The following is a 22,848-nucleotide window of genomic DNA, read 5'->3' as shown; positions in this document are numbered from 1 at the left end:
AGGGTACGCAGGCGCGGCTCGTTAAGGCAAGCGTGTTTGCTTTAGGATGGCCGCATGACCCGACCCGGCGGCCGCAGCGCCCGCGTCCGCGACGCGGTGCACGACGCCGTCATCGAGCTGCTCGGCGCGGGCGAAATCGACGCGGCGATCCCGAAGATCGCCGAGCGCGCCGGCGTCAACCCGACGAGCATCTACCGCCGCTGGGGCAGCCGCGACAACTTGCTGCTCGACGCCGCCGTGACGCGCCTGCGCTCGACGTCCCCGATCCCGGTCACCGGCTCCCTGCGCGGCGACCTGACCGGCTGGGCGGACGGCGTCGAAAGCGCGATGCGCGACCGCCACGGCCAGATCCTGCTGCGCGCGCTCGTCGCGACGATGGCCCCGGAGCGCGAACCGGTGGAGTACCTCCGGGCCCGCGGCGACGACCTGCAGCGGACGCTCGACGCGGCCGCGTCGCGCGGCGAGGCGGTGCCGGAGGTCCAGGAGGTGCTCGACCACGTCCTGGCGCCGCTCTACCTGCGCGTGTTGTTCCGACTCCCGGTCGAGCCGGGCGTCGGGGCGCAACTCGTCGAACGGCTGCTCAGGACTCTTTGAGCAGATCCGGTTCCTCGCCACGGCCCAGGTGGTTGAACAGCAGGTTCAGTGCGAAGGCCAGTACCGCTGTCACCGTGATCGAGCTGCCGCCGATCGTCTGCAGCCAGGCCGGGAAGTGCTGGAAGATCTTCGGCGCGAACGCCGGCAGCAGGCCGACGCCCAACGCCACCGCCACGACAAAAGTGTTGTGGTTGCCGGAGAACTCCACCGTGCGGAGGTTCTGCGCGCCGACCGCGGCGACCATCGCGAACATCACCACCGCGACGCCGCCGACCACCGGTTGGGGGATCGCCGCGATGAACGCGCCGATCTTCGGGACCAGGCCCATCAGCACCAGGATCCCGCCGGTCACCGCGACCACCCAGCGGCTGCGCACGCCGGTCATCCGCACCAAGCCGACGTTCTGCGCGAAAGCCGTGTCGGGGAAGGAGTTCATCACGCCGCCGAGCACGGCCGAGAAGCCGTCGGTGGCCAGGCCTCGCGCGAGGTCGGAGTCCGTCGGCGGGCGCCCGGTGATCTCGCCGACGGCGATCATGTCGGCGGTCGACTCGGTGAACGTCACCAGCATGACCACGCACATCGACAGGATCGCGGCGACCGGGAACGTCGGCGCGCCGAAGTGGAACGGCGCCGTGAGGCCGAACCAGCCGGCCGCGCTCAGGCCGTCCCAGTGCACCAGCCCCAGCGGGATCGCGACGACCAGCCCGATCGCCAGGGCCAGCAGCGGGCCTATCTGGTTGGCGAACCCGCGCAGCACCCGCGTGAACAGCACGAGCAGCGCGAGCACGCCGAACGCGAGCAGGATGTGCGACAGGGCCGCGTAGTCCGGCGCGGTCGGGTCGTTGCCCGCGATCAGCCCGGCGCCCGGGCCGAGCAGCGAGACGCCGATGACGAGCAGCAGCGTCCCGGTGACCAGCGGCGGGAAGAAGCGGATCAGCTTCGCGAACGGCTTCGCGATGAGCAGCCCGAAGACGCCGGACGCCAGCATCGCGCCGTAGACCGCGGGCAGGCCGTACTGCGACGCGATGAGGATCATCGGGTTGACGACGCTGAACGTCGCGCCCGCCACCACCGGCAGCCGGATGCCCAGCAGCTTGCCGATGCCGATCGACTGGATCAGCGTGGCGATGCCCGCGACCAGCAGATCGGCGTTCACCAGCAGGCCGATCGTCGCCGGGTCGAGCTTGAGCGCGCTGCCGACGATCAGCGGCACCGCGACGGCGCCGGCGTACATGATCGACATGTGCTGCAGGCCGAGCAGCGCCAGCCGGCCGGCGGGCAGGCCCTGGTCTACCGGGTGGACCTCGGGTTTCGTCATGAACAGCCCCCTTTGCCGTGCCAGCCAACGCGGTGCGGATGACGGTAGCAAGACGCCGCCGTCATGATCGTGTTTCCGGGGGTGCGGCGGATCGGGCCGCGATGTGTGACCATCGGTGCATGACATCGGGCGGTATTTCCCAGGTGGGCCCGCCGTTTCGCGCCGATCACGTCGGGAGCCTCCTGCGGCCCCCGGTGCTGCGCGACGCGCGACGGCGGCACGAAAGCGGTGAGATCGGTGCGGAGCAGCTCCGCGCGGTCGAGGACGACGCGATCCGTGACGTGATCAAGATGCAGCGGGCGGCCGGGCTGAGCTCGGCCACCGACGGCGAGTTCCGGCGCGCCTCGTGGCACATGGACTTCATCTACGCACTCGGCGGCATCTCCAAGAGCGACGAACGGCTGCACGTCAAGTTCCACAACCTGGCGGGCGATCTCGAGTTCAGCCCGCCCGGCTTGCAGGTCGACGGCAAGGTGCGGCTCGAGGAGCCGATTTTCGCCGACCACTTCCGGTTCCTCCAGTCCCATGTGGACCCCGGTGTGACGCCGAAGCTGACCATCCCGTCGCCGAGCATGGTCTACTACCGCGGTGGCCGGGCGGCCGTCAGCGAGACCGTCTACCCGGACCTGGAAGAGTTCTTCACCGACCTCAGCGCGGCGTATTCCGCGCAGGTCGCCGCGGTGCACGGTCTCGGCTGCCGCTACCTGCAGCTCGACGACACGAGCCTCGCGTACCTGAACGACCCGGCGCAGCGCGAGCTCGTCAAGCGGATGGGCGGCGATCCGGACACCCAGCACCTGCGCAACATCGCGACGATCAACGCGGCGCTGGCCGGCCGTCCGGACGACCTGACCGTGACGACGCACTTGTGCCGTGGGAACTTCCGGTCGTCGTGGGCCGCTTCCGGGAGTTACGAGTTCGTCGCGGAGGCCGTGTTCGGCGACCTGGCCGTCGACGGGTTCTTCCTGGAGTACGACGACGAACGCTCCGGCGGCTTCGAGCCGCTGCGGTTCGTGCCGAAGGACAAGAAGGTCGTGCTCGGGCTGGTCACCACCAAGCGGCCGGAACTGGAGGACCCGGACGTCCTGGTGCGGCGGATCGAGGAGGCGTCGCAGTACGTCGACGTCGACCGCCTTTGCCTGTCGGGGCAGTGCGGGTTCTCCTCGACCGAGGAGGGCAACGACCTCACCGTGGACGACCAGCTGCGGAAGCTGGAACTGATCGTGAAGACGGCCGACCGCGTCTGGGGCGGCCACTGATGATCACCTGCGTCGTCGACTACGTCATCGACCCCGCGAAGATCGCCGATTTCGAACGCTTCGCCGCCGCGTGGATGCGGTTGGTGCAGCGCGAAGGAGGCGTCCACCACGGCTACTTCCTGCCCTCCGAAGGGGCGAGCGACGAAGCGCGCGCGTTGTTCAGCTTCGAGAGCTTCGCCGCGTACGAGCAGTACCGGACCTTGTTCGGCGTCGACCCGGACTTCATCGAGGCCGACAAGATCCGCGAGGACAGCGGTTGCGTGGTGCGCTACCGGCGGTCGTTCATGCGGCCGCTGCTCCCGGACGACGAGCTCTGACGTGCGGCGCCGCCCCGGGCGAGTCCGGGGCGGCCCCGTCGACGACCGGTGCTCGCGGGTTGCGGCTCTTCCCGCCGGTGCGAAGACTGATCCCATGCGACACAGCGCGCAGCGGCCGCCGTCCGTGGTCGACCGCGTCCTCGACCTGCTGGGCGCGTTCTCGGCTGAGCGGCCGCAACTCACGCTGTCCGAGCTGAGCCGCCGCGTCGGGCTGCCCCTGTCCACCACCCACCGGATCGCCGGCGAGCTGACCCGGCGCGGTGCGCTCGTCCGCGACGACGCCGGCGCGTACCGCGTCGGGCTGTGGCTGTGGGAGGTCGCCTCTCTCGCGCCGCACGGCGCGGAACTCCGGGAGAGCGCGATGCCGTTCCTGGAGGACCTTTACGAGGCCACGCACCAGAACGTGCAGCTCGCGGTGCTCGACGGACCCGAGGTCGTCTACGTCGAGCGCATCTCCGGCCGCGGTGCGGTGAACGTCCTGACGCGGGTCGGTGGCCGGTTGCCGGCCCATGCGACCGGTGTCGGCCAGGTCCTGCTCGCGCACGCGCCGGCCGACGTCCAAGCGGAGGTCGTCGAGAGCCCGCTGAAGGTGTTCACGCCCAAGACGATCAGCTCGGAAGGCGAACTGCGGCGGGTCCTGGCCGACGTCCGGCGCAACGGGTACGCCATCAGCGACGGCCAGATCGAGCTGATCGCCCTCTCGGTGGCGGCCCCGGTCTACGGCTCGGACGACGAAGTCGCGGCGGCGATTTCGGTGGTGGTCCCGGCCGAGGGCACCGACCCGCGGACGCTGGTTCCGGCCGTGCGAGCGGCGGCGCGGGGGATCTCGCGCGTGCTGGGCGCGCCGCGGGCGTTGCGGACGAGCGGCGAACCCCACTGATCGACTCCTCGACGAGCCGAGCGGGTTGTGCTCAGATGAAACCATGGGTGAGCAGGGAGTGAGCACGGTTCTCGTCGTCGGCGCCGGGCAGAGCGGGTTCCAGGCCGCGGCGTCGCTGCGCGACCGGGGCTTCGGCGGCCGGGTCGTGCTGGTCGGGGACGAACCCGGCGTGCCGTACCAGCGGCCGCCGTTGTCGAAGGCCTACCTGGCCGGGACCGCCGGGCTCGACCAGCTGCACCTGCGCGGCTTGGACTTCTTCGCCGAGAAGGGCATCGAACTCGTCGACGCGCGCGTCGCGTCCCTCGATCGTGCCAAGCAGGACGCGACCCTCGAAGACGGCACCAAGCTCGCCTACGACCAGGTCGTCCTGGCCACCGGCGCGCGCAACCGGGCGTTGCCGGTGCCCGGCGCGGACCTCCCGGGCGTGCTGGCCCTGCGCACCCGCGACGACGCCGACCGGCTCCGCGCGTCGCTTTCCGGCGCGCGGGACGTCGTCGTGGTCGGTGGCGGCTTCATCGGGCTCGAGTTCGCCTCCCACGCCGGCCGGCCGGTGACGATCGTCGAGGCGCAGGACCGGCTGCTCAACCGCGTCGCGTCGCCCGAGATCTCCGCCTACTTCGCTTCGCTGCACCGCGAGGCCGGGCACACTGTCCTGCTGGGCCAAGGGGTTTCCGCGCTGCACGGCGACGAGCGCGTCCGCGAGGTCGAGCTGTCCGACGGCACGCGCCTGCCCGCCGATCTCGTCGTGGTCGCCGTCGGCGTCGTGCCGGAGACGACGCTCGCCGAGGCCGCCGGGCTGGACATCGCGAACGGCGTGGTCGTCGACGCGCACCTGCGCACGTCCGACCCGCGGATCTTCGCGATCGGCGACTGCGCGAACTTCCCGTGTGTGCAGGCGGGCGCGGCGACCCGGCTGGAGTCGGTGCAGAACGCCGTCGACCAGGCCCGGTGCGTGGCCGCGGCGCTGACCGGCACCGAAGAGCCGTACGCGAGCCTGCCGTGGTTCTGGACCGACCAGTCGGGCGCGAAGCTGCAGATCGCCGGGATCCTCGACCGCGCCGACCGGACGGTGGTGGCGGGTGATCGCGAAGCGGGCAAGTTCTCCGTGCTGTCCTTCCGCGAGGACGTCCTCATCGCGGTCGAGTCGGTGAACCGCCCGGCCGACCACATCGCCGCGCGACGGCTGTTCACCGCCGACCCGCACCCGGCGTACGCGGACCTGGAAGCGAGCGGGTTCGACCTGAAGGCGCACCTGAAGGCGCGCGTCGCCTGAGATCGTCAACTCGCGGTTGACGCACCGAGTGCGTCAACCTACAGTTGACGGCATGAACCTGCCTGACTACTCCGTCAAACTCGACGACCTCATCACCGCCATCAAGAGCAACAACGACCAGGACGCCCTCGCCCAGCTCTCCGACGCCGTCTACATGGGCGAGCACCTCGGCGACGTCGCCGACCACCTCATCGGCCACTTCGTCGACCAGGCCCGCCGCTCCGGCGCCTCCTGGACCGAGATCGGCAAGAGCATGGGCGTCACCAAACAGGCCGCGCAGAAGCGGTTCGTGCCGAAGGTGGACCCGGGCGGTGACGCCTCCGGCGCGATCGAGCGCGTCTACGGCCGCTACACCGACCGCGCGCGGCACGTGATCGTCGCGGCCCAGAAGGCGGCCATCGACCACCGCAGCCCGGCGATCGACACCGTGCACCTCGTGCTGGGCCTGCTCACCGAGCCCGCGGCCCTCGCGGCGGGCGCGATCCTCGCCCAGGGCGTCACCCTGGAGACCGTCCAGGAGACCGCCGAGGCCCAGCTGCCCGAGCCGGCCGGCGAGGTGCCCAGCCCGATGCCGTTCAGCGCCGGGGGGAAGAAGGCCCTGGAGCTGACCCTGCGCGAAGGCTTGCGGCTCGGGCACAACTACATCGGCACCGAGCACATCCTGCTGGCGCTGCTGGAGCAGGGCGAAGGCGTCGGCTTCCAGGTGCTCGACGGCCTCGGGATCAAGAAGGACAAGGCCGAGGAGAAGATCGTCGCGGTCCTGACGGAGATCCTCGCCGCGCGAGGCCAGTGACGCTGCTCTGATCGGGATGGACCAGGGGGTCTTCCCGCTCAGGCACCCCGGAAAGCCGTGAAGGCCTCCTTACCGGCTCTTATGGCCGGTAAGGAGGCCTTCACGGACTTGAACTCAGGCGTCGGACTCCGGGCGGCCGTCTTCGGCCCACGCGGTGTGGAACGAGCCCTCGCGGTCGACGCGGCGGTACGTGTGCGCCCCGAAGAAGTCGCGCTGGCCCTGCACCAGGGCCGCCGGGAGGCGGTCGGCGCGCAGGCCGTCGTAGTACGCCAGCGCCGTCGAGAAGCCCGGCGTCGGGATGCCCAGCCGCACCGCCGTCGAGATCACCGAGCGCCACGAGTCCTGCGCGTCCTCGACGGCCTTGCGGAAGCCGCCGGAGGTGAGCAGGGTCGGCAGGCCCGGCTCTTCGGCGTAGGCCGCGGTGATGTCGTTGAGGAACTTCGCGCGGATGATGCAGCCACCGCGCCAGATCGAGGCGACCTTGCCGAGGTCGATGTCCCAGCCGTACTCGGTCGCGCCGGCCTGGATCTGGTTGAAGCCCTGCGCGTACGCGACGACCTTCGACGCGTACAGCGCCTGCTCGACGTCGTCGGCGAAGCGCTCCAGCGACGAGCCGGTCAGCGGCGACCGCGCCGGGCCGCCCAGACCGCGAGCGGCCGAACGCAGCGACGTCGAGCCGGACAGCGAACGCGCGAAGACGGCTTCGGCGATGCCCGAGATCGGGACGCCCAGGTCAAGGCCGATCTGCACGGTCCAGCGGCCGGTGCCCTTCTGCTCGGCGGCGTCCGCGACGACGTCGACGAACGGCTTGCCGGACGCCTGGTCGACGTGCGCGAGCACCTGGGCGGTGATCTCGATCAGGTAGGAGTCGAGCCGGCCGGTGTTCCAGGTGCGGAACACGTCGGCGATCTCCGCGGGGGAGTAGCCGCCCGCGCCGCGCAGCAGGTCGAACGACTCCGCGATCAGCTGCATGTCGGCGTACTCGATGCCGTTGTGCACCATCTTGACGAAGTGGCCGGCGCCGTCGGCGCCGATGTGCGTGCAGCACGGCTCGCCGTCGACCTTCGCCGAGATGTCCTCGAACAGCGGGCCGAGGGACTCGTAGGACTCCTTCGAGCCGCCGGGCATGATGCTCGGCCCGTGGAGCGCGCCTTCCTCGCCGCCGGAGACGCCGCTGCCGACGAAGTGCAACCCGCGCTCGCGCAGGGCCTTCTCGCGACGCCGGGTGTCGGCGAAGTGCGCGTTGCCGGCGTCGATGATCACGTCGCCGTCTTCCAGCAGCGGCGCGAACTCGTCGATGACGGCGTCCGTCGGGCCGCCGGCCTTGACCATGATCACGACCTGCCGGGGCCGCTCCAGCGCGTCGACGAACTCCTGCGCGGAGTACGCCGGGATGAAGTCGCCCTCGTCGCCGAACTGGTCCACCAGGTTGCGGGTCCGCTCCTCGGACCGGTTGTGCAGGGCCACCGTGTGCCCGTGCCGCGCCAGGTTCCGGGCCAGGTTGCGGCCCATGACCGCCAGGCCGGTGACCCCGATGCTCGCCTTCTTGCTCATCCGCATCCTTCCGAAGACTCTCTCGATTCAGACCCTAGTCCGAACGTGCGCTCAAGGAAGGGCACGAAGACGCGGCTCACTCAGTTCAGGAAAAACAGCGGATCGGCTCGCCGTTGAACGCGACCATGTCCATCACGGCCGCGGCCAGGTCGATCTGCGCGCCCCACTCGGCGCCGTCCAGCTCGGCGTACGCCCGGTGCAGGTTGCCCGGCAGCCGCTCCTGCTCGCTGAGCCCGGCGAACTCGCCGAGGTCGGTGTCCTTGGCCAGCTCCAGCGGCCCCAGTCCGGCGGCCTTCCCGCGTTCGGCCGTCCGCTGGACGAAGGCCAGGTAGTCGTCCACTGTGTCCACGACGTCCGGGCCGCACGCCGGGCCGTGGCCGGGCAGGATCACTTCGGGCTCCAGCTCGCGGATGACGTCCAGCGCGGCCCGCCAGCCGGCCACCGAGCCCATCAGCGCGAACGGGCTGCCGCCGTTGAACACCAGGTCACCGGCGTAGAGGACTCGCTGCTCGGGCAGCCAGACGAGCACGTCGTTGGTCGTGTGGGCGGCGTGGCCGGGGTGGATCAGCTCGATGGTGACGTCGCCGGCGTGCACGGTCAGCCGGTCGTCGAACACGACCTCGGGCGGCCGTGACCGCAGTTCGCCCCAGTCGTTGCCGGTGAAGATGCCGTCGAACGTCTGGATGCCCTCGGCGACCATCAGCTCGCGGGTCTTGCGGTGCCCGATGACCGTGGCGCCCTCGACCAGGTAGTTGCCGTTGGTGTGGTCGCCGTGGTGGTGGGTGTTCACCAGCGTCGTCACCGGGCGGCCGGTGGCGCCTTCGACGGCGGCGAGCAGCGCGCGCGTGCGGCGTTCGGTCGAGCAGGTGTCGATCAGCACGGTGTGGTCACCGGCTGCGACGAACCCGCAGTTGTTGATGTACCAGGAGCCGTCCGGCTGGACGTACCCGTGGACCTGGTCGGCCAGCCGGGTGACGGCGGCAGCGGCGGGAGAACGATCGGTCACGCGCATCAGTCTGCCCGAAACCCGGCTCCGCCGGTTGGCGGAATAATTCGGAATTTCACTGGTCCAGGCGAGTGACAACCCAGGTGGCTGGCGTTCCGCGACATTTCCTGGAACGCTGCGCGATGTCATCATCGAGATCCGCAGGGCAAGCACTAACCTGGGTGGGTTCGATAGTTCGCGTGTGGTGACGGCTCCGGATACGGGCCGTCATCGCTTGATAGTGGTCCGGGAGAGCAGGGCGATGGCCAGCACCGTCACCTCGCGCCGGAAGCAGCTCGGGAACGAGCTCCGGCACGCCCGCACCGCGGCGCGGATGACACAGCAGCAGGTTGCCGAGGTTCTCGGCTGCACCCAGGGCAAGGTCAACAAGATCGAGTCCGGTGCCGTCGGGGTCAAGCTCGGGGATGTGCGATCGATGCTGAACGCGTTCGGGATCAACGGCGAAGAGGCCGACACGCTGATGAACCTGGCGCGCGCGGCCGCCGGGCAGCGCGGCCACTGGTCCGGCTACCGCTCCGTGGTGCCGCACTGGTTCCGCACCTTCACGGACCTGGAACCCGCCGCCGCGGAGATCCTCACCTGGCACGGCGAGCGCATCCCCGGCCCGCTGCAGTCCGAGCACTACATGCTCAAGCAGTTCACCGAGTTCGGCGCCACCGACGTGACGTCGCTGGTGCGCAACCGGCTCGACCGCAAAGCCGTCTTCGAACAGCAGCAGCCGCCGTACTACCGGTTCATCATCAGCGAAGGCGCCCTTCGCCGGGCGCCCGGCGGGTCCGCGCCCGCGGTGATGCTGGACCAGGTCGAGCACCTGCTCTCGCTCGAGCGGCACCCGCGGGTGTACGTCCACGTGCTGCCCTTCGGCGCGCGGCTGGCCGCGGTGCCCAACGACTTCACGATCATGCGCTTCCCGGACCGCACCCGGGACTTCGTCTACATCGAGCACTCCGCGGGCGGGCTGTACCTCGACGACGTCAAGGACTTCAACATCTTCGTCGACTCGTGGGACAGGCTGCGCGGAGCCGCGTTGGAACGTCAGGAAACCCGCCAGTTCCTCAAGGAGCTCGCGGAGGGTTACCGCGCGCAGATGCAGCAGATCCAATAGGGCGAACGGCCCCGCGAGACGTCCACGTGGTGAACAACTTTCGGTAGAGTGCTGCTGTTGCGCCCGAACCCACCACCGGCTGCGTCATCCGAAGGGGACATCGTGGACCCCGACTTCCTCCCCGGCGCCGTCGACCTGGAACGGCCGAACGTGGCGAGGATCTACGACTGGGCGCTCGGCGGCACCGCGAACTGGGCGGTCGACCGGCAGTACGGCGAGCTGGCGCTGCAGGCGTTCCCGCTGACGCGCGCCCTCGCCCGGGGCAACCGCGACTTCCTCGGCCGCGCCGTCCGCTACTGCCTTTCCCAGGGCATCACGCAGTTCCTGGACCTCGGCTCCGGCATCCCGACCGCGGGCAACGTGCACGAGGTGGCCGACGACCACGTCGACGACAGCCGGTGCGTGTACGTCGACAACGAACCGGTGGCCGTCGCGCACGGGCGGATCCTGCTGGAGGAGACCGGTGATCCCGGGCGCCACGCCGTCCTGCACGCCGACCTGCGCGACGCCGAGGAGGTCTGGGAAGCCGCGCTGGCCACCGGCGTGCTCGACCCGGACGAGCCGATCTGCCTGCTCAGCGTGGCCGTGCTGCACTTCCTGCCCGACCCCGGCGGCGTGCGCGAGGCGATCCGCGACTACCGGACGCTGCTCTCGCCGGGCTCGGCGTACGTGCTGTCCCACGCGACCGAATCCGGCGTCACCGGGGCGGAGCTGGACCAGATCCGGCGGCTGGTGAAGCTGTCGGAGCGGTCGAGTTCGCCGGCGGTTTCGCGATCGCTCGACGAGATCGCCGCGTTCTTCGGTACCTTCGACGTCGTCGAGCCGGGAATCGTGCCTGTGGGAGAGTGGCGCCCTGACCCCGGCGCCGCCACGGTCCCCCTCGCGAGCGTGGTCGGCGGTGTCGGCCGCAAGCCTGGAGGACGGACAGCATGACGACGCAGGATCCCGAAGCCCCCGAAGGCGTCGACCTCGAGCGGCCGAACGCGGCCCGCATCTACGACTGGTTCCTCGGCGGCGACGCCAACTGGGCCATCGACCGCCAGTTCGGCGAGCAGGCGGTCAAGACCTTCCCGATGATCAAGACGGTCGCCCGCGTCGGCCGGGACTTCCTCGGCCGCGGCGTGCGCTACCTGGCGCGCAACGGGATCGACCAGTTCCTCGACCTCGGCTCGGGCGTCCCGACGGTCGGCAACGTGCACGAGGTCGCGGCGGAGGTGAACCCCGACGCGCGGTGCGTGTACGTCGACAACGAGCCGGTCGCCGTAGCGCACTCGCAGATCCTGCTGGAGCAGGAAGGCGTCGCGAGCCGGCACGCGGTGCTGCAGGGCGACCTGCGCGACCCGGCCGACATCTGGAAGCGCGCGCTCGACACCGGCGTCCTCGACCCGAACCGGCCGATCGGGCTGATCATCGTCGGCGTCCTGTACTTCCTCGGCAAGGACGAGCCGGTGGCCGAGACCATCCAGAAGTACCTGTCGCTGCTGCCGTCGGGCTCGTACTTCCTGTCCTCGCACCTGACCACCGAAGGCCTCGACGCGCTGGCCGACGCGGACAGCCGGGCGTCGGTCGTGGAGCAGTACAACAAGTCCAGCACCCCGCTGTACTTGCGCAGCAAGGCGGAGTTCACGTCGTTCTTCGACGGCTTGGAGCTCGTCGAGCCGGGCATCGTCTACCTGCCGGAGTGGCACCCCGAGGAGATCGAGTCCCGGGCGACGAAGAAGCTCGCGAACGACCCGGCGTTCAGCGGCCACATCTGCGGCCTCGGCCGCAAGCCGTGAGCGTGACGGCCGCCGCCTACGACGCGATGGCCGTCCGGTACGCCGAGTTCGCCCGCGAGGTCTGGGACGCTTCGCCGTTGGACAACGCCGCCCTGGCCGCGTTCGTCGAGCACGTGCGTGGCGCCGGGCTCGTCGCCGACCTCGGCTGCGGGCCCGGCCACCTCACGGCGCACCTCCGGGACCGCGGCTTGGACGTCTTCGGCGTCGACTTGTCGCCGGCGATGATCGAGCTGGCCCGGGCGGCCGCGCCCGATCTGCGGTTCGAGGTCGGTTCGATGGCGGCGCTGGACCTCCCGGACGCCTCGCTCGCCGGGATCCTGACGTGGTACTCGATGATCCACAGCCCGCCGGAAGAGGTGCCGGGGTACTTCGCCGAATTCACCCGGACGTTGGCCGCGGGCGGTCACGTTCTGTTGGGCTGCTTCGAATCCGACGGCGATCCGCTGACGGTGTTCGACCACGCGGTCACCCCGGCCTACCGGTGGCCCCTGGACGAACTGGCCGGGCTGGCCCGGGACGCGGGCCTCGTCGAGATGGGGCGCGTCTACCGCGTGCCCGGTGAAGGCGAGCGTTTCCGTCGCGCCGCGCTCCTGCTGCGGAAACCGTAGCCCGACAACGGCAAGAGCCCCGGTTCGTCGTGAACCGGGGCTCCTTCGGTGTGGTGGTGGGGCTCAGTCAGGCGCGCGAGCCGATGCGACCGCGCAGCAGCGGGGTCAGGTCGATCGCGGTCTCCAGCGGGCGCGTCGTGCGGACACCGTCGGAGGGGCGGGCCGGGACGTCGACGTCCGTGGCCCAGGTCGTGGTCTTGCGCAGCGGTGCCTGGATCAGGCTGAAACCGAACCGGTTCCGCAGCTCATCCGCGATGCCGAGGCGACCGTGGTGGTCTTCCTCACGACGGAAGAGCGAGTTCAAGCGGACGGCCATCGTCTACACCCCCAGCTCTCGTCGCGGTGACCGGGCGGGTTCGCCCGTGGTCAGTCCGAGACAGGGTTCACAAGGCATGCCGACCCCGGGGGCCAGCCATTCGACATCGGTGCGGGAAAGCGCTTCCCCGCATTGGGTACGGACCAGCTCACTCGTGGCCGCGGTGGCCGCCACGTCGAAGACGTGGACCACCCGGCGGGCCTCACCGGCGGTTCCCCTGGCGAGCCTGCCCACGACGACGACGCCCGGTGGCGCACTGTCCTCGGTAATCACGCTGGTCCTCCCCCATGAGGTACTGCGAAGGTGGATGGTGTGCTGTGCGCGGCCGGCGCGGCGATCCTGCCGCCCGCCGCATGCGGGTTGTCGTTCACCGACAGCGCCGCCCCCGGCCGATGCGATTAATCCTACTCCTGGAATAATCTTCATGTCGAGGCCGGAGCTAGTTGATCACCCGCTTGGCCCTGCACTCTGCTCCATTGAGACACTGAGTAGCCGGGAGCGGGTACCTTCGACCAGGTCGCGGCCGCGCCCCCCATCGATCCACGGAGGTACGACCCATGGCGGATTATCCGTCGTTCGCGGATTACGATCCGAGCACGGCCGTGTCCCTGTTCGAAGAGGCCGCGTGGGAGAAATCGTTCGCCAGCGAGCCCAACGGTGGCAGCTGTGTCGAGGTCAACCTGGGTCGGGAAGGCCTGATCGGCGTCCGGGACACCAAGCTCTCGACCAGCCCGGTCTTCGTGTTCGACGCCGCCGAGTGGGAAGCGTTCCTGGTCGCCGTGAAGGCGGGGCAGTTCGACCTGCCCGCCTGACGTATCCCTTGACCGGGTGATCATGATCACCCGACCGTGTAGGAAAAACACGAAGGCCCCCTTCCCTCTTGCAGAGAAGGGGGCCTTCGCCACGGCGTGGATACCCGTGACTGCGGTATGTGACCGAAATCTCACCCGGTTGCCGGGAGCTCCCCACCCCGCAACCGGCCGCGGGTCCGGCGCCACGCCAGCACCACGATCACCACGAGCCCGATCAGCGGGAGCGTGCTGATCGCCCAGCTCAGTCCCATCGGCGGCCCCGGCTGCTCGAGCACCGGCAGCGCGCGCAGCTCGCCGGTGCCGGACCCGGCCGGCCCGTTCACCACGAACCGGAACGTCCAGTCGCCCGGGCGCGGCATCGAGCGGACGTCGAGCCCCCAGACCTCGCGCTTGCGCGGATGCCGGACCAGCGGCTGGATCCGGTTCTTGCCGCCCTCCGGGTTGACCATCGTGAGCGTGCCGGACTTGTCGTCGATCCCGCCGTCGGGGATGAAGGTGAAGTCCAGCGACTGCTCGGCGCGCAGCGGCCAGGTGCTGAAGCCGATGGTCATCGCGTACGGGCCGGCCTGCACGTGCTCGGTGTGCACGATGTTGACGGGCTCGTACGCGTTCGCCGGTGCCTCGGTGGCGAACAGCAGGCCGGCCGCGGCGGCCAGTGCTAAAAGTGCCTTACGCATCAGCGGTTTCCCCCTTCTTCGCGGGCGCCAGCAGGCAGAGCATCCCGCCGAACCGCCACCCGGCGAACCCGCCGAGCAGCCCCAGTGCCGCGCTGAGCACGGCGGTCGTCGTCAGGTACCAGACCGGCGGCACGTGCGCGCCGGTGTAGAGCATGGCCCGCTGCAGCGGCAGGCTCAGCCCGATCAGCAGGCCGGCGACCCCGCCGACGACCACCGAAACGCGGCCCGCGCGCCAGCCGCGGCGACGGCCGAGCAGGTAGCCCGCCTCCATCAGCGCGGCCACCGGCAGCAACGCCATCGGCGTCAGCGACGGCATTTCCGGCACCCCGGAAATCGCGTCCCGCAGCGGCAGGCCGACGAGGTCGGCGTACGCCTTCGCCGCCCACGGCGAGAACCACCAGAAGACCGCCTGCACGGCCGCGACCAGTGCCGCGGTGCCGAGCGCCCCGCCCGGGCGGCGCAGGAACCCGGCGCCGACCGTCACCAGCAGCACGGCCATCATCGAGCAGCCGATCGAGACGGCGTCGGCGTAGTCGTCCGGCACCTGCTGCAACCCGAGCGCCAGCACCGGCCCGAAGGTGAGCAGCACGGTGAGCGACGCCAGTACGCCGAGCCGCCCCCAGCGGTGTTCCCGGGCCGCGGCGAACACCGCGGTCGTGCCGATCAGCGAGATCGTGATCGACAGCAGCAGCCCGATGTGCGGTGGCGAGTCGATGACCGCGTCGAAGCCGTAAAGGCCGTGCCACCACTGGTCCCAGAGGCCGTACAGCAGGAACGTCGCGGCGCCGACGCCGGAGACCAGGTAGCCGATCGGCGCCGCGAAGGTCTTGCCGAACACGTTGACCACGCGCCCGCCGACCCGGGCGTCGACCGGCCGGCCCGCGCGCCGCGCCGCCGTCGTCAGCAGCACGACGGCGAGGCTCGCCAGGCCGACGACCGCGCTGCCCGCGTACAGGAACAGGTGCGGCAGCGTGAAGAACGTGTCCGGCCCGACGTCGCTGTGCCACTGGATGTCCCAGGTCAACCCGACCAGCGACAACAGCGAACCGCCGAGCACGACGTTCGCCGGCAGCAACCCCGTTCGCGCCTGTTTCGCCACCGACGCGGTGTGCACGCCGGATGCGGTGAGATCCATTTCCCCCGACCTTTCTTTATTTGACCAGCAACGGAAAGACGACCTGCGCGGGCCCACCGGGGCCACGCAGCGAAACGGTGATCTCCCACTGCCCGGACATCGGCAGCCCGACGTCCGCGGCGCGGAAGCGGCCGGGCCCGTCCGGCCCGGCGGGCACCGGCGTGAGCGCGTGGCCCATCGGCGCCATCACCGGCGCGACGGTGACGGCTTCGGGCGCCGGCCCGGTCACCGCCACCGCGAACGTGTTGCCGCCGATGCGCGGCTCGTCCGCGGAGAACTGGACGGTGTACGGGCCGGAAGTCGCCTGCTGCGTAGTGGGTTTCGCGCCGCCGCCGCCCCAGAGCAGCCAGGCGGCGCCGGCCGCGACGACCAGCGCGACCACGGTGATCAGCAACGTCGGGCGTTTCATCGGGCGGCTCCTGTCGTCGGGACGTCGACCACCGCGGGGATGGTGAGCACGCGGTAACCGCGTTCGGCCTGCAGCCAGATCCGGTACCGGCCGGGCGCGGCGAAGGTGTAGGTGAAGCTGACGTCCGGGCCGTACGCGGCGACGGTCTCGTCCGGCCGGTCGAGCTGGCCCGCGAGCGGCGGGATCATGGCGTGGACGTGCGCCCACGTCGGTGCTTTCGCCGCGCTCGCGCCGACGTCCGGGCCGGTGATCGGCCCGGCGACGATGAGGTGGCCGAGCATGCCCAGCCACGGCTGCAGGTCGCCGGCGGGGAAGTGCGCGGTGACGGTGGTCGGCGTGCCGGGTGAGATCGTGAGGTCGACCGGGACGCCGTCGATCGTGCGCGGGCCGGCGCCGGGCGGTTCGGACCCGGGTGCGGCGGTGCCGCTCAAGTCCACTGTGGACCGGGCGAGCTGGACGCCGCCGCCGCGCCGCACGAGTTCCGCGGCCACCGCGTACGTGCCCGCCTCCGGATCGGCGACGCGGACGCGGTAGTCACCGGGCCCGACGCGCACCGGGTGCAGGTGACTCATCCGCCCGGACGGCGAGACGACGACCAGGTGCACGAGCGCGGTGTCGTGGATGAGCAGGTCGTCGACCGGCAGGCCGGTGGCGCCGTCGGTGAAGCCGAGCTGGAGCCCGTCGGGCGCCGGGCGCACCGCGAGGTTCACCGGCGGCCGCGAGTAGTCCACTGTGGACAGTCGCGCGTTCGCGTACGGGTCGGTGACGTTGTCGAACGTCGGGTCGAGCTGGCTGCCGGGCGCGGGTGGCGGGGGAGAGCTCGCCGACAGCAGCGCGCCGGTGACCGCGACGGCGAGGGCGGCGACCAGACCGCCGGCCGGGATCAGCGCGAACGCCGTCCGCCGCGCCCGGACCCCGACGACCAGCGCGAGCAGCAGGAACACACCCGCCGCGACGAACCCGCCGTAGGTCGCCTTCTCCCACGGCGGGACGACGCGCGCGGGCACGACGAACGGGATCGTCGCGGCCGGCCCGGAGCCGTCGCTCAGCGAAAGCTGCCACGGCCCGGGTTTGCCGACCTGCAGGGTCCCCGGGTACATCCCCGGCTCGGCGCCGAGGACGACGTCACCCCGCGACGTCACGACCCCGTCGGCCGCGGCGGTCAGGTGCAGCGTGCCGGGCGCGGTGCCCTGATGCGTCACGACGTCGACCCGCAGCGGCGACGGTGTCGTGTCGACCCGCCGGATGATCACGGTCAGTTCGCGCGCGCCGAGCGTCTGCGCCACCTGGATGTCGGTGCCGGCCGGCGCGCCGTCGGCGTGCGCGGTCCCCGTGCCGAGCGTGATCCCCAGCAAGGCCAGCAGGAGCAGCAAAGTCGCTTTAGGTGTGGTCCCCATCGTGGTCCCGAACCTAGCGACGCGGCGGGGTGGCGGGCGTCACGGCGGCGAGGGAACTTCGGTCCCCAGCCCGGGGGACAAGCACCCCCTGAAGTCTCAGGGGTTGAAGAATTCCCGCAGGTGGGAGACGACTTCGCCGGGCTGCTCCTCAGGCAGGAAGTGGCCGCACTCCGCGAGCGCCACGCCGGTGACGTCGTTCGCGTACTCCCGCCAGATGTCCAGCGTCGGCAGCGTGCCGAGCAGGCCGTTCGCGCCCCAGAGCGCGAGAACCGGCTGGCCGAGCCGGTTTCCGGCGGCGAAGTCGGCGTCGTCGAGCTCGGCGTCGTCCGGGAAGGACGCGCGGTAGTCGTCGAACCCGGCCCGCAGCGCGCCGGGCTGGGAGAACGCGCGGACGTACTCGGCGACGGCGTCCGGGTCGAGGCTGTGCCGCTGGTAGGTCCAGCGTTCGTAGAAGTACCCGAGGTAGCCGGCGATGTTCTGGCCGGCCAGCAGTTCCGGCAGGTCGGGCTGGAGGTGGAAGAGCCAGTGCCAGTAAGCCTTCGCGACGCCGGTGTCGAGGCGCTGCCACATCGCGCGGGTCGGCGCGATGTCGAGCACGGCGAGACGTTCGACCTGTTCCGGGCGGTCCAGCGCCCAGCGGTGCGCGACACGGCCGCCGCGGTCGTGCCCGGCGACGGAGACTTTTCCGAATCCCAGGTGCTCGGCCAGCGCGGCGACGTCGGCGGCCATGGTGCGCTTGTCGTAGCCATGGCGGGGTTTGTCGGTGCGGCCGTAACCGCGCAGGTCGGGGGCGATCACGGTGTGCGTCTCGGCCAGCGGCTCGAGGACCTTGTGCCAGCAGTGCGACGTCTGCGGCCAGCCGTGCAGCAGGAACAGCGGCGGCCCGTCGCCGGCGCGCAGGTAGTGCATCCGCAGGTCGTCCACCGTCGCCATGCTCTCTAACCGGTTCATGCGGTTAGACGGTACGCGGGCTTCTAACCGCATTCAAGGGTTAGGATGGCGTCATGGAATGGGTCTTCGACGGCGGTCGCCCGTGCCTGGACCTGGTCAACACGCGGCGCGCCCGGCACACCGAGGGCGTCGAGCTGCTGACCGGCCCGGACGCGCTGGCCGAGTGGCTCGACCTGGCCGGCTTCACAACGGGCTCGGTCACGGCCGGAAACGTCCTGGCGGCAAAAGCGCTGCGCGAGGCCACGGACCGCGTCCTGCTCACCGAGCTGCCCAGGTGGAGGGACGTCGACCTGCTGAACACCGCGGCCGCCGCGGCCCCGGGCCCACCCGCGCGGCTGGCGTTCGGCGACGGCGGCCTGCGTCGCGAAGTCCCGCCGCCGCCGGACCCGGTGGCGGCGGCGTTCGCGGCCCTGGCCGCGGATGCCATCGACCTGGCTACAAGCGACGCCTCGATCCGCATCTGCGCAGCCGACGACTGCGGCCTGCGCTTTTCCGACGCATCCCCCCGGCGCAACCGCCAGTGGTGCTCGATGTCCCGCTGCGGAAACCGCGCCAAAGCCCGCGCCCACTACGCCCGACTCCGCCCCCACACCCCCTGACGCCCCAGACGCATCTTTCCCTGTGAAAGCTCACCGGAGGCCGAGAGCGTCACTTTCGCTATGAAAGATGCGTGTTGGGGCGTGCGCCGGGGCCGTTGTGGCGGATCAGGAGGCGGTAGGCGCGGGGGTGGGCGCGGAACCAGACGTTGAGCTTGCCGATCCAGCGCATGTGCGCCGTCCGCAGCCACGCCGGGATCGGCAGGCTCACGAGCCGTACCCACCGAGCGAATCGCGTGAAGCGGCGCTGGTCGGCGGCTGTCCACTGGAGACCGAGACGGGCGCGGAGCTCCGGTGGCAGCGTGGCCCGGAGCAGGAACATCTGCGCCCGGGCGTGCAGCCGCCACCACGAGTCCGGCAGCCACCGGACCGGTTTGCGCACGGTCCGGATGGTCTCGAAGAGCGTGGTGATCGTCGGGTTCGGCGCGAAGGCCGAGACCATCTCGTCGTAGTAGCGCTCGAACGCGGCCCAGTCCGGCGGCAGGTCCTGCTCGCGCACGCCGAGCAGCCGGCCGATGTCGCACATCTGCGCGTAGTACTCCTCCAGCTCCGAAGTGGACAGTGGATGGCCGAAGAACCGTTGCGCGTCAACGGGAACCTTCACCAAAGTCGCGTGCACCCAGGCATACGCGGCGGGGTTCAAAGCGCTGTACCGGCGTCCGTCGGCGACGCCGGTGAAGCCGCGGTGCAGCTCCCGCAGCCGTGACGCCTCGACCCGCGCGCCCGCCGGGCCGCCGTAGACGTAGATCGAGAGCGACGCACCCGTGCGCATCAGGCGCGTCCAGGGATCCGCGGCGTAGTCCGAGTGGTCGCGCACGCCGGCCGCGACGACCGGGTGCGCCACCTGCAGCACCAGGACCTGCCCGGCCAGCAGTCCGTCGCGGAAGTCGCCGAAGTACTTCCACGCCGCCGTGCCCCGGACGATGTCCCGTGCCATCAAGCCCCGCGGATCAGCATCATCAGCGGCTCGGCGATCGGGGTCGCGGTGTCGCCGGTGGCCAGGCGGCGCAGCTGCAGCCCGGCGATCAGCGCGACGACCGGCCCGGCCAGCCGCCGCGGCTCCGGCACACCAAGCGCTTCGAGGATCGTCACGGCGAGTTCGTCATACGCCGCGAAGCAGCGCGAAGACGCTTCGTGCAGCTCCGGGTCCCGCGCGGACTGGAGGTACAGCTCGTGCGCGCCGAGCTCGTCGGCGCCGAACGGCAGCTGCGCGATCACGTGCTCGACGACCGAGGCCGCCTGCTCGAGGCTCAGGCCGTCCGCGCGGTAGCCGTCGACGATCGCGCCGAGCTTGGTCGTCTCCTGCTCGGCGAACAGCAGCATCGCCTCGCGCAGCAGCGCCGTCTGGCTGGCGAAGTGGTAGGTGAGCGTGCCGAGCGAAACCCCGGCGGCGGCCACGATCCGGCGGTTCGTTAGGCCGCCGACGCCGTGTTCGCCGACGACGCTCAGCGCGCCGCGCAGGATGGCGTCCCGGGTGCTTACCAGCTTGTCTCGGGATGCCGTTCCGGCCACCGTTCGACCTCTTCCAGTTGCGCGGCAAGGGAAATCAGCCGCTCCTCGGCGTGCGACGGGCCGAGCAGCTGCGCCCCGAGCGGGAGCCCGCCGGCCGTGCGCCCGGCCGGGACGCCGACCCCCGGCCAGCCCAGCACGTTCCACGGCCAAGCGTACGGGCAGGCGGCGATCATGGCCTGGTCGGTCTGCCAGGCAGTCAGGCCGTCGAAGGTGCCGATCGGCGGCGGCGGGGTCGCGGTCGTCGGGGTCAGCAGGACGTCGACGCGGCCGAACACCGAGCCGATCCGGCGGTGCAGCCCCGGCTCGAGCGCGCGGGCGAGCCGCAGCGCGGGCCCGGCGAGCAGCCGGCCCTGGCCGGCGTTGCTGCGGGTACGCGGATCGAGGCCGGTGCGGTCGGGCACCCGCAGCGTCCAGTCGCGGACGCCGGTGAGCGAGCGCGGCAGGAAGGTCAGGCCGATCAGCCCGTAGTCCGGTTCGATCTCGACGATCTCGTGGCCCAGCCCGGCGAGCGACTCGGCGAGGCGCCGTACGTTCGCTTCGACGACCGGGTCGAGCCGGGTCTTGGTGGCGGTGAACGGGATCCGCGTCGACAGCCCGATCCGCAGCCGCCCGGGCTCGCGCGTCGCGGCCTTCTGGAACGCCCGGCCGGTGCCCGCGGTGGCGTCGAGCAGCAGGGCGGCGTCTTCGACGGTGCGGGCGAGCGGGCCGAGCACGGTCAGGCCGTGGAACAGCTCGCCGTCGGTGGGGATGCGGCCGCGCTGGGTCTTGATCCCGACGAGCCCGGTCCACGCGGCGGGGATGCGCACCGAGCCGGCGCCGTCCGAGCCGAGCGCGGCCGCGATGACCCCCGACGCCACCGCGGCCGCGCTCCCGCCCGAGGACCCGCCGGGCGTGTGCCCGAGGTCCCACGGGTTGCGTGTGGTCCCGAAGGCCGGCCCTTCGGTGAACGGCCACTGGCCCAGCTCGGGCGTGTTGGTCTTGCCGATGATCACGGCGCCCGCTTCGCGCAGGAGGGCGACGGCGGGCGCGTCCCGCGTGGCGGCCGGGAACTCGCCGGGACAGCCGAACGCGGTGGGCAGGCCGGTGAGGTCGACGTCGTCCTTGATCGCGACGGGGACCCCGAGCAACGGCGGGCGTTCCCCGGCCGTGAGCCGCCGATCGGCTTCGGCGGCGTCGGCGAGGGCGTCGTCGTCGCGGAGGTAGCGGAACGCGTTGAGCGTGGGCTGGCTCGCGTGGGCCCGTCCGAGAGCGGCCGCGGTCAGGTCGGCCGAGGTCACGGCACCGGCGGCGAGCTGGGCGGCCTGCGCGGCGAGCCCGGTGAAGTCGAGGCCGGTCTTCGGTGTCGCGGTCATGGCTGCCCCCGAGAGTTCTCGTTCGTTCGAACGAACGTTACCGGATACCGACGGTCTCCGGCCACTCCCGCTTTACTGTGGGTGGACAACCGAGCCTGGAGGGCCGATGACGTTCGACTTCGACCGATTCCCGACCGCCGCGCTGGACGCCGTGCCGCGCGTCGACCTGGGCGGTTGGCCGACGCCGTTGCACGCGGCGCCCAGGCTCGGCGAAGCGCTCGGCCTGCCGAACCTCCTGCTCAAGCGCGACGACGTGCACCCGCTCGGCGCCGGCGGCAACAAACTCCGCAAGCTCGAATACCACCTCGGTGCCGCGCTCGAAGCCGGCGCGGACACCGTCATCACCTTCGGCGCCCTGCAGACCAACCACGGTCGTCAGACCGCCGCGGCGTGCGCGAAGCTCGGCCTGCGCTGCGAACTCGTCCTCACCGCGAAGGTCCCGCGCGACGGCGACGCGTACGAGCGCGGCGGGAACATCGTGCTCGGCAAGCTCTTCGGCGCGAACGTCCACGTCTGCGCCGACGGCGAGGAGACCGGCCGGACGTACGACCGGCTCGTCGCCGAAGCCGCGCAAGAAGGCCGGAAGATCGCCATGGTCCCGGTCGGCGGCTCGAACGACCTCGGCGCGCTCGGGTACGTCCGGGCCACTCACGAACTCGCGACCCAGCTCGCCGAACGCGGTATCGACCGCGCCCACCTCGTCGTTCCGCACGCCAGCGGCGGCACCGCGGCCGGGGTGGCGCTGGCCGCCGGGCTGCTCGGCGGCCTCGGCGTCGGCGTCGCCTGCGTCAGCCACCCGCTCGACGAGGCCACGGCGAACCTGCGCGAACTCACCTCCGGCGCGGCGAAGCTGCTCGGCGTCGAACCGCCGTCGCTCGACCACGTCCGGCTGGGCGACTCCACGCTCGGCCCCGGTTACGGCATCCCGACCGACGCGGTGTGGGACGCGCTAAGGCTTTTCGGGCGCACGGAAGGCGTCGTGCTCGATCCGGTCTACAGCGGCAAAGTGGCCGCCGCGCTGGTCGAGTGGGCGGGCCACTTCGCCCCGGACGACCACGTGGTGTTCCTGCACACCGGCGGCATGCCCGGCCTGTACGGCTACCTGCCCGAATTCGCGGCGGCCGTCGAAGGCTGACTCCAGCCGGGTCGCCACCCGCAGCAAGGCGAACAGCAGCACGACGTCCGCGAGCAGCAGCGCCCGCTGCG

Annotated in this window: 25 protein-coding genes; 13 read left to right on the top strand and 12 right to left on the bottom strand. The window is 71.3% G+C overall.

Going from position 1 to position 22,848, the window contains the following annotated elements:
* Positions 1–54: 54 nt before the first annotated feature.
* Positions 55–594, top strand: a complete 540-nt coding sequence (locus tag OG494_RS34805) for a TetR/AcrR family transcriptional regulator (RefSeq protein ID WP_328446004.1) — start codon at positions 55–57, stop codon at positions 592–594.
* On the opposite strand, the gene OG494_RS34800 is transcribed toward OG494_RS34805, so the two are convergent.
* Entirely contained in the window at positions 581–1,912 is a 1,332-nt protein-coding gene (locus OG494_RS34800; RefSeq protein ID WP_328446002.1) for a nucleobase:cation symporter-2 family protein, read from the bottom strand. The genes OG494_RS34805 and OG494_RS34800 overlap by 14 nt on opposite strands.
* Before the next feature lie 119 nt (positions 1,913–2,031).
* Between OG494_RS34800 and OG494_RS34795 the strand changes: the two genes are divergently transcribed.
* From OG494_RS34795 to OG494_RS34775, 5 genes are all read left to right on the top strand, one after another.
* Positions 2,032–3,171, top strand: coding sequence for a 5-methyltetrahydropteroyltriglutamate--homocysteine S-methyltransferase (locus OG494_RS34795; protein ID WP_328446001.1), 1,140 nt, complete (start codon positions 2,032–2,034; stop codon positions 3,169–3,171).
* On the top strand, positions 3,171–3,488 hold the full coding sequence (locus OG494_RS34790) for an NIPSNAP family protein (protein ID WP_328446000.1): 318 nt from the start codon (positions 3,171–3,173) through the stop codon (positions 3,486–3,488). The genes OG494_RS34795 and OG494_RS34790 overlap by 1 nt, the downstream gene beginning before the upstream one ends.
* Before the next feature lie 94 nt (positions 3,489–3,582).
* Positions 3,583–4,368: an IclR family transcriptional regulator gene (locus OG494_RS34785; protein WP_328445999.1), complete on the top strand. Its 786-nt coding sequence runs from the start codon at positions 3,583–3,585 to the stop codon at positions 4,366–4,368.
* Positions 4,369–4,426: 58 nt separating this feature from the next.
* On the top strand, positions 4,427–5,641 hold the full coding sequence (locus OG494_RS34780; RefSeq protein WP_328459109.1) for an NAD(P)/FAD-dependent oxidoreductase: 1,215 nt from the start codon (positions 4,427–4,429) through the stop codon (positions 5,639–5,641).
* A gap of 52 nt (positions 5,642–5,693) precedes the next feature.
* Complete coding sequence (locus tag OG494_RS34775) at positions 5,694–6,434, top strand: Clp protease N-terminal domain-containing protein (protein WP_328445998.1); 741 nt, start codon at positions 5,694–5,696, stop codon at positions 6,432–6,434.
* A gap of 114 nt (positions 6,435–6,548) precedes the next feature.
* Here the strand turns inward: OG494_RS34775 and gndA are convergent, their stop codons facing one another.
* Entirely contained in the window at positions 6,549–7,988 is a 1,440-nt protein-coding gene (gene gndA / locus OG494_RS34770) for an NADP-dependent phosphogluconate dehydrogenase (protein WP_328445996.1), read from the bottom strand.
* Between the two features lie 85 nt (positions 7,989–8,073).
* Positions 8,074–8,994 carry an MBL fold metallo-hydrolase gene (locus tag OG494_RS34765; RefSeq protein ID WP_328445994.1) on the bottom strand — a complete coding sequence of 307 codons (921 nt, stop codon included), beginning with the start codon at positions 8,992–8,994 and terminating at the stop codon, positions 8,074–8,076.
* 241 nt (positions 8,995–9,235) lie between these two features.
* Here OG494_RS34765 and OG494_RS34760 point away from each other — a divergent pair, with 241 nt between their 5' ends.
* The 4 genes from OG494_RS34760 (at position 9,236) to OG494_RS34745 (ending at position 12,485) form a co-directional block, all read left to right on the top strand.
* A complete protein-coding gene (locus tag OG494_RS34760; protein ID WP_328445992.1) occupies positions 9,236–10,099 on the top strand; it encodes a helix-turn-helix domain-containing protein in 864 nt (287 codons plus the stop codon).
* Positions 10,100–10,201: 102 nt separating this feature from the next.
* Complete coding sequence (locus tag OG494_RS34755; RefSeq protein ID WP_328445991.1) at positions 10,202–11,032, top strand: SAM-dependent methyltransferase; 831 nt, start codon at positions 10,202–10,204, stop codon at positions 11,030–11,032.
* Positions 11,029–11,877, top strand: coding sequence for an SAM-dependent methyltransferase (locus OG494_RS34750; RefSeq protein WP_328445989.1), 849 nt, complete (start codon positions 11,029–11,031; stop codon positions 11,875–11,877). The genes OG494_RS34755 and OG494_RS34750 overlap by 4 nt, the downstream gene beginning before the upstream one ends.
* A 2-nt stretch (positions 11,878–11,879) precedes the next feature.
* Complete coding sequence (locus OG494_RS34745; RefSeq protein WP_328459108.1) at positions 11,880–12,485, top strand: class I SAM-dependent DNA methyltransferase; 606 nt, start codon at positions 11,880–11,882, stop codon at positions 12,483–12,485.
* Positions 12,486–12,552: 67 nt separating this feature from the next.
* Here OG494_RS34745 and OG494_RS34740 read toward each other — a convergent pair whose 3' ends face one another.
* Positions 12,553–12,801: a hypothetical protein gene (locus OG494_RS34740; protein WP_328445987.1), complete on the bottom strand. Its 249-nt coding sequence runs from the start codon at positions 12,799–12,801 to the stop codon at positions 12,553–12,555.
* A gap of 557 nt (positions 12,802–13,358) precedes the next feature.
* Here OG494_RS34740 and OG494_RS34735 point away from each other — a divergent pair.
* Positions 13,359–13,613, top strand: a complete 255-nt coding sequence (locus OG494_RS34735; protein ID WP_328445985.1) for a DUF397 domain-containing protein — start codon at positions 13,359–13,361, stop codon at positions 13,611–13,613.
* Positions 13,614–13,744: 131 nt separating this feature from the next.
* Here the strand turns inward: OG494_RS34735 and OG494_RS34730 are convergent, their stop codons facing one another.
* The 5 genes from OG494_RS34730 to OG494_RS34710 all read right to left on the bottom strand — a co-directional run bounded on the left by OG494_RS34730 (position 13,745) and on the right by OG494_RS34710 (position 18,182).
* A complete protein-coding gene (locus tag OG494_RS34730; RefSeq protein WP_328445983.1) occupies positions 13,745–14,290 on the bottom strand; it encodes a hypothetical protein in 546 nt (181 codons plus the stop codon).
* Complete coding sequence (locus tag OG494_RS34725) at positions 14,283–15,425, bottom strand: hypothetical protein (protein WP_328445981.1); 1,143 nt, start codon at positions 15,423–15,425, stop codon at positions 14,283–14,285. Before OG494_RS34725 ends, OG494_RS34730 begins: the two co-directional genes overlap by 8 nt.
* A 16-nt stretch (positions 15,426–15,441) precedes the next feature.
* Entirely contained in the window at positions 15,442–15,834 is a 393-nt protein-coding gene (locus OG494_RS34720) for a FixH family protein (protein ID WP_328445979.1), read from the bottom strand.
* Positions 15,831–17,231, bottom strand: a complete 1,401-nt coding sequence (locus OG494_RS34715) for a hypothetical protein (RefSeq protein ID WP_328445977.1) — start codon at positions 17,229–17,231, stop codon at positions 15,831–15,833. The genes OG494_RS34720 and OG494_RS34715 overlap by 4 nt, the downstream gene beginning before the upstream one ends.
* A gap of 96 nt (positions 17,232–17,327) precedes the next feature.
* Complete coding sequence (locus tag OG494_RS34710) at positions 17,328–18,182, bottom strand: alpha/beta fold hydrolase (protein WP_328445976.1); 855 nt, start codon at positions 18,180–18,182, stop codon at positions 17,328–17,330.
* A 53-nt stretch (positions 18,183–18,235) separates the two neighbouring features.
* Here OG494_RS34710 and OG494_RS34705 point away from each other — a divergent pair, with 53 nt between their 5' ends.
* A complete protein-coding gene (locus OG494_RS34705; RefSeq protein WP_328445975.1) occupies positions 18,236–18,781 on the top strand; it encodes a CGNR zinc finger domain-containing protein in 546 nt (181 codons plus the stop codon).
* Positions 18,782–18,839: 58 nt separating this feature from the next.
* Here the strand turns inward: OG494_RS34705 and OG494_RS34700 are convergent, their stop codons facing one another.
* From OG494_RS34700 to OG494_RS34690, 3 genes are read right to left on the bottom strand one after another with little or no spacing between them, the layout of a single operon-like run.
* On the bottom strand, positions 18,840–19,715 hold the full coding sequence (locus tag OG494_RS34700; RefSeq protein WP_328445973.1) for an oxygenase MpaB family protein: 876 nt from the start codon (positions 19,713–19,715) through the stop codon (positions 18,840–18,842).
* Positions 19,715–20,290 carry a TetR/AcrR family transcriptional regulator gene (locus OG494_RS34695; RefSeq protein WP_328445971.1) on the bottom strand — a complete coding sequence of 192 codons (576 nt, stop codon included), beginning with the start codon at positions 20,288–20,290 and terminating at the stop codon, positions 19,715–19,717. Before OG494_RS34695 ends, OG494_RS34700 begins: the two co-directional genes overlap by 1 nt.
* Positions 20,257–21,642, bottom strand: coding sequence for an amidase (locus OG494_RS34690; RefSeq protein ID WP_328445969.1), 1,386 nt, complete (start codon positions 21,640–21,642; stop codon positions 20,257–20,259). Before OG494_RS34690 ends, OG494_RS34695 begins: the two co-directional genes overlap by 34 nt.
* A 106-nt stretch (positions 21,643–21,748) precedes the next feature.
* Between OG494_RS34690 and OG494_RS34685 the strand changes: the two genes are divergently transcribed.
* The gene (locus OG494_RS34685; RefSeq protein ID WP_328445967.1) at positions 21,749–22,777 is read left to right on the top strand and encodes a D-cysteine desulfhydrase family protein; all 1,029 of its coding nucleotides are present in this window, start codon (positions 21,749–21,751) and stop codon (positions 22,775–22,777) included.
* The last annotated feature ends 71 nt before the right edge of the window (positions 22,778–22,848 follow it).

This window comes from Amycolatopsis sp. NBC_00438 (genome assembly GCF_036026695.1).
Classification (GTDB): Bacteria; Actinomycetota; Actinomycetes; order Mycobacteriales; family Pseudonocardiaceae; genus Amycolatopsis.
Note: the sequence above shows the minus strand (reverse complement) of the source record. Positions and strands in the feature narration are given on the sequence as shown.

Bases quoted from the DNA above. Each gene is read 5' to 3' on its own strand.
- OG494_RS34805 (WP_328446004.1), top strand. From the start codon at position 55: ATGACCCGACCCGGCGGCCGCAGCGCCCGCGTCCGCGACGCGGTGCAC.
- OG494_RS34800 (WP_328446002.1), bottom strand. From the start codon at position 1,912: ATGACGAAACCCGAGGTCCACCCGGTAGACCAGGGCCTGCCCGCCGGC.
- OG494_RS34795 (WP_328446001.1), top strand. From the start codon at position 2,032: ATGACATCGGGCGGTATTTCCCAGGTGGGCCCGCCGTTTCGCGCCGAT.
- OG494_RS34790 (WP_328446000.1), top strand. From the start codon at position 3,171: ATGATCACCTGCGTCGTCGACTACGTCATCGACCCCGCGAAGATCGCC.
- OG494_RS34785 (WP_328445999.1), top strand. From the start codon at position 3,583: ATGCGACACAGCGCGCAGCGGCCGCCGTCCGTGGTCGACCGCGTCCTC.
- OG494_RS34775 (WP_328445998.1), top strand. From the start codon at position 5,694: ATGAACCTGCCTGACTACTCCGTCAAACTCGACGACCTCATCACCGCC.
- gndA (WP_328445996.1), bottom strand. From the start codon at position 7,988: ATGAGCAAGAAGGCGAGCATCGGGGTCACCGGCCTGGCGGTCATGGGC.
- OG494_RS34760 (WP_328445992.1), top strand. From the start codon at position 9,236: ATGGCCAGCACCGTCACCTCGCGCCGGAAGCAGCTCGGGAACGAGCTC.
- OG494_RS34750 (WP_328445989.1), top strand. From the start codon at position 11,029: ATGACGACGCAGGATCCCGAAGCCCCCGAAGGCGTCGACCTCGAGCGG.
- OG494_RS34740 (WP_328445987.1), bottom strand. From the start codon at position 12,801: ATGGCCGTCCGCTTGAACTCGCTCTTCCGTCGTGAGGAAGACCACCAC.
- OG494_RS34735 (WP_328445985.1), top strand. From the start codon at position 13,359: ATGGCGGATTATCCGTCGTTCGCGGATTACGATCCGAGCACGGCCGTG.
- OG494_RS34730 (WP_328445983.1), bottom strand. From the start codon at position 14,290: ATGCGTAAGGCACTTTTAGCACTGGCCGCCGCGGCCGGCCTGCTGTTC.
- OG494_RS34725 (WP_328445981.1), bottom strand. From the start codon at position 15,425: ATGGATCTCACCGCATCCGGCGTGCACACCGCGTCGGTGGCGAAACAG.
- OG494_RS34720 (WP_328445979.1), bottom strand. From the start codon at position 15,834: ATGAAACGCCCGACGTTGCTGATCACCGTGGTCGCGCTGGTCGTCGCG.
- OG494_RS34715 (WP_328445977.1), bottom strand. From the start codon at position 17,231: ATGGGGACCACACCTAAAGCGACTTTGCTGCTCCTGCTGGCCTTGCTG.
- OG494_RS34710 (WP_328445976.1), bottom strand. From the start codon at position 18,182: ATGAACCGGTTAGAGAGCATGGCGACGGTGGACGACCTGCGGATGCAC.
- OG494_RS34705 (WP_328445975.1), top strand. From the start codon at position 18,236: ATGGAATGGGTCTTCGACGGCGGTCGCCCGTGCCTGGACCTGGTCAAC.
- OG494_RS34700 (WP_328445973.1), bottom strand. From the start codon at position 19,715: ATGGCACGGGACATCGTCCGGGGCACGGCGGCGTGGAAGTACTTCGGC.
- OG494_RS34690 (WP_328445969.1), bottom strand. From the start codon at position 21,642: ATGACCGCGACACCGAAGACCGGCCTCGACTTCACCGGGCTCGCCGCG.
- OG494_RS34685 (WP_328445967.1), top strand. From the start codon at position 21,749: ATGACGTTCGACTTCGACCGATTCCCGACCGCCGCGCTGGACGCCGTG.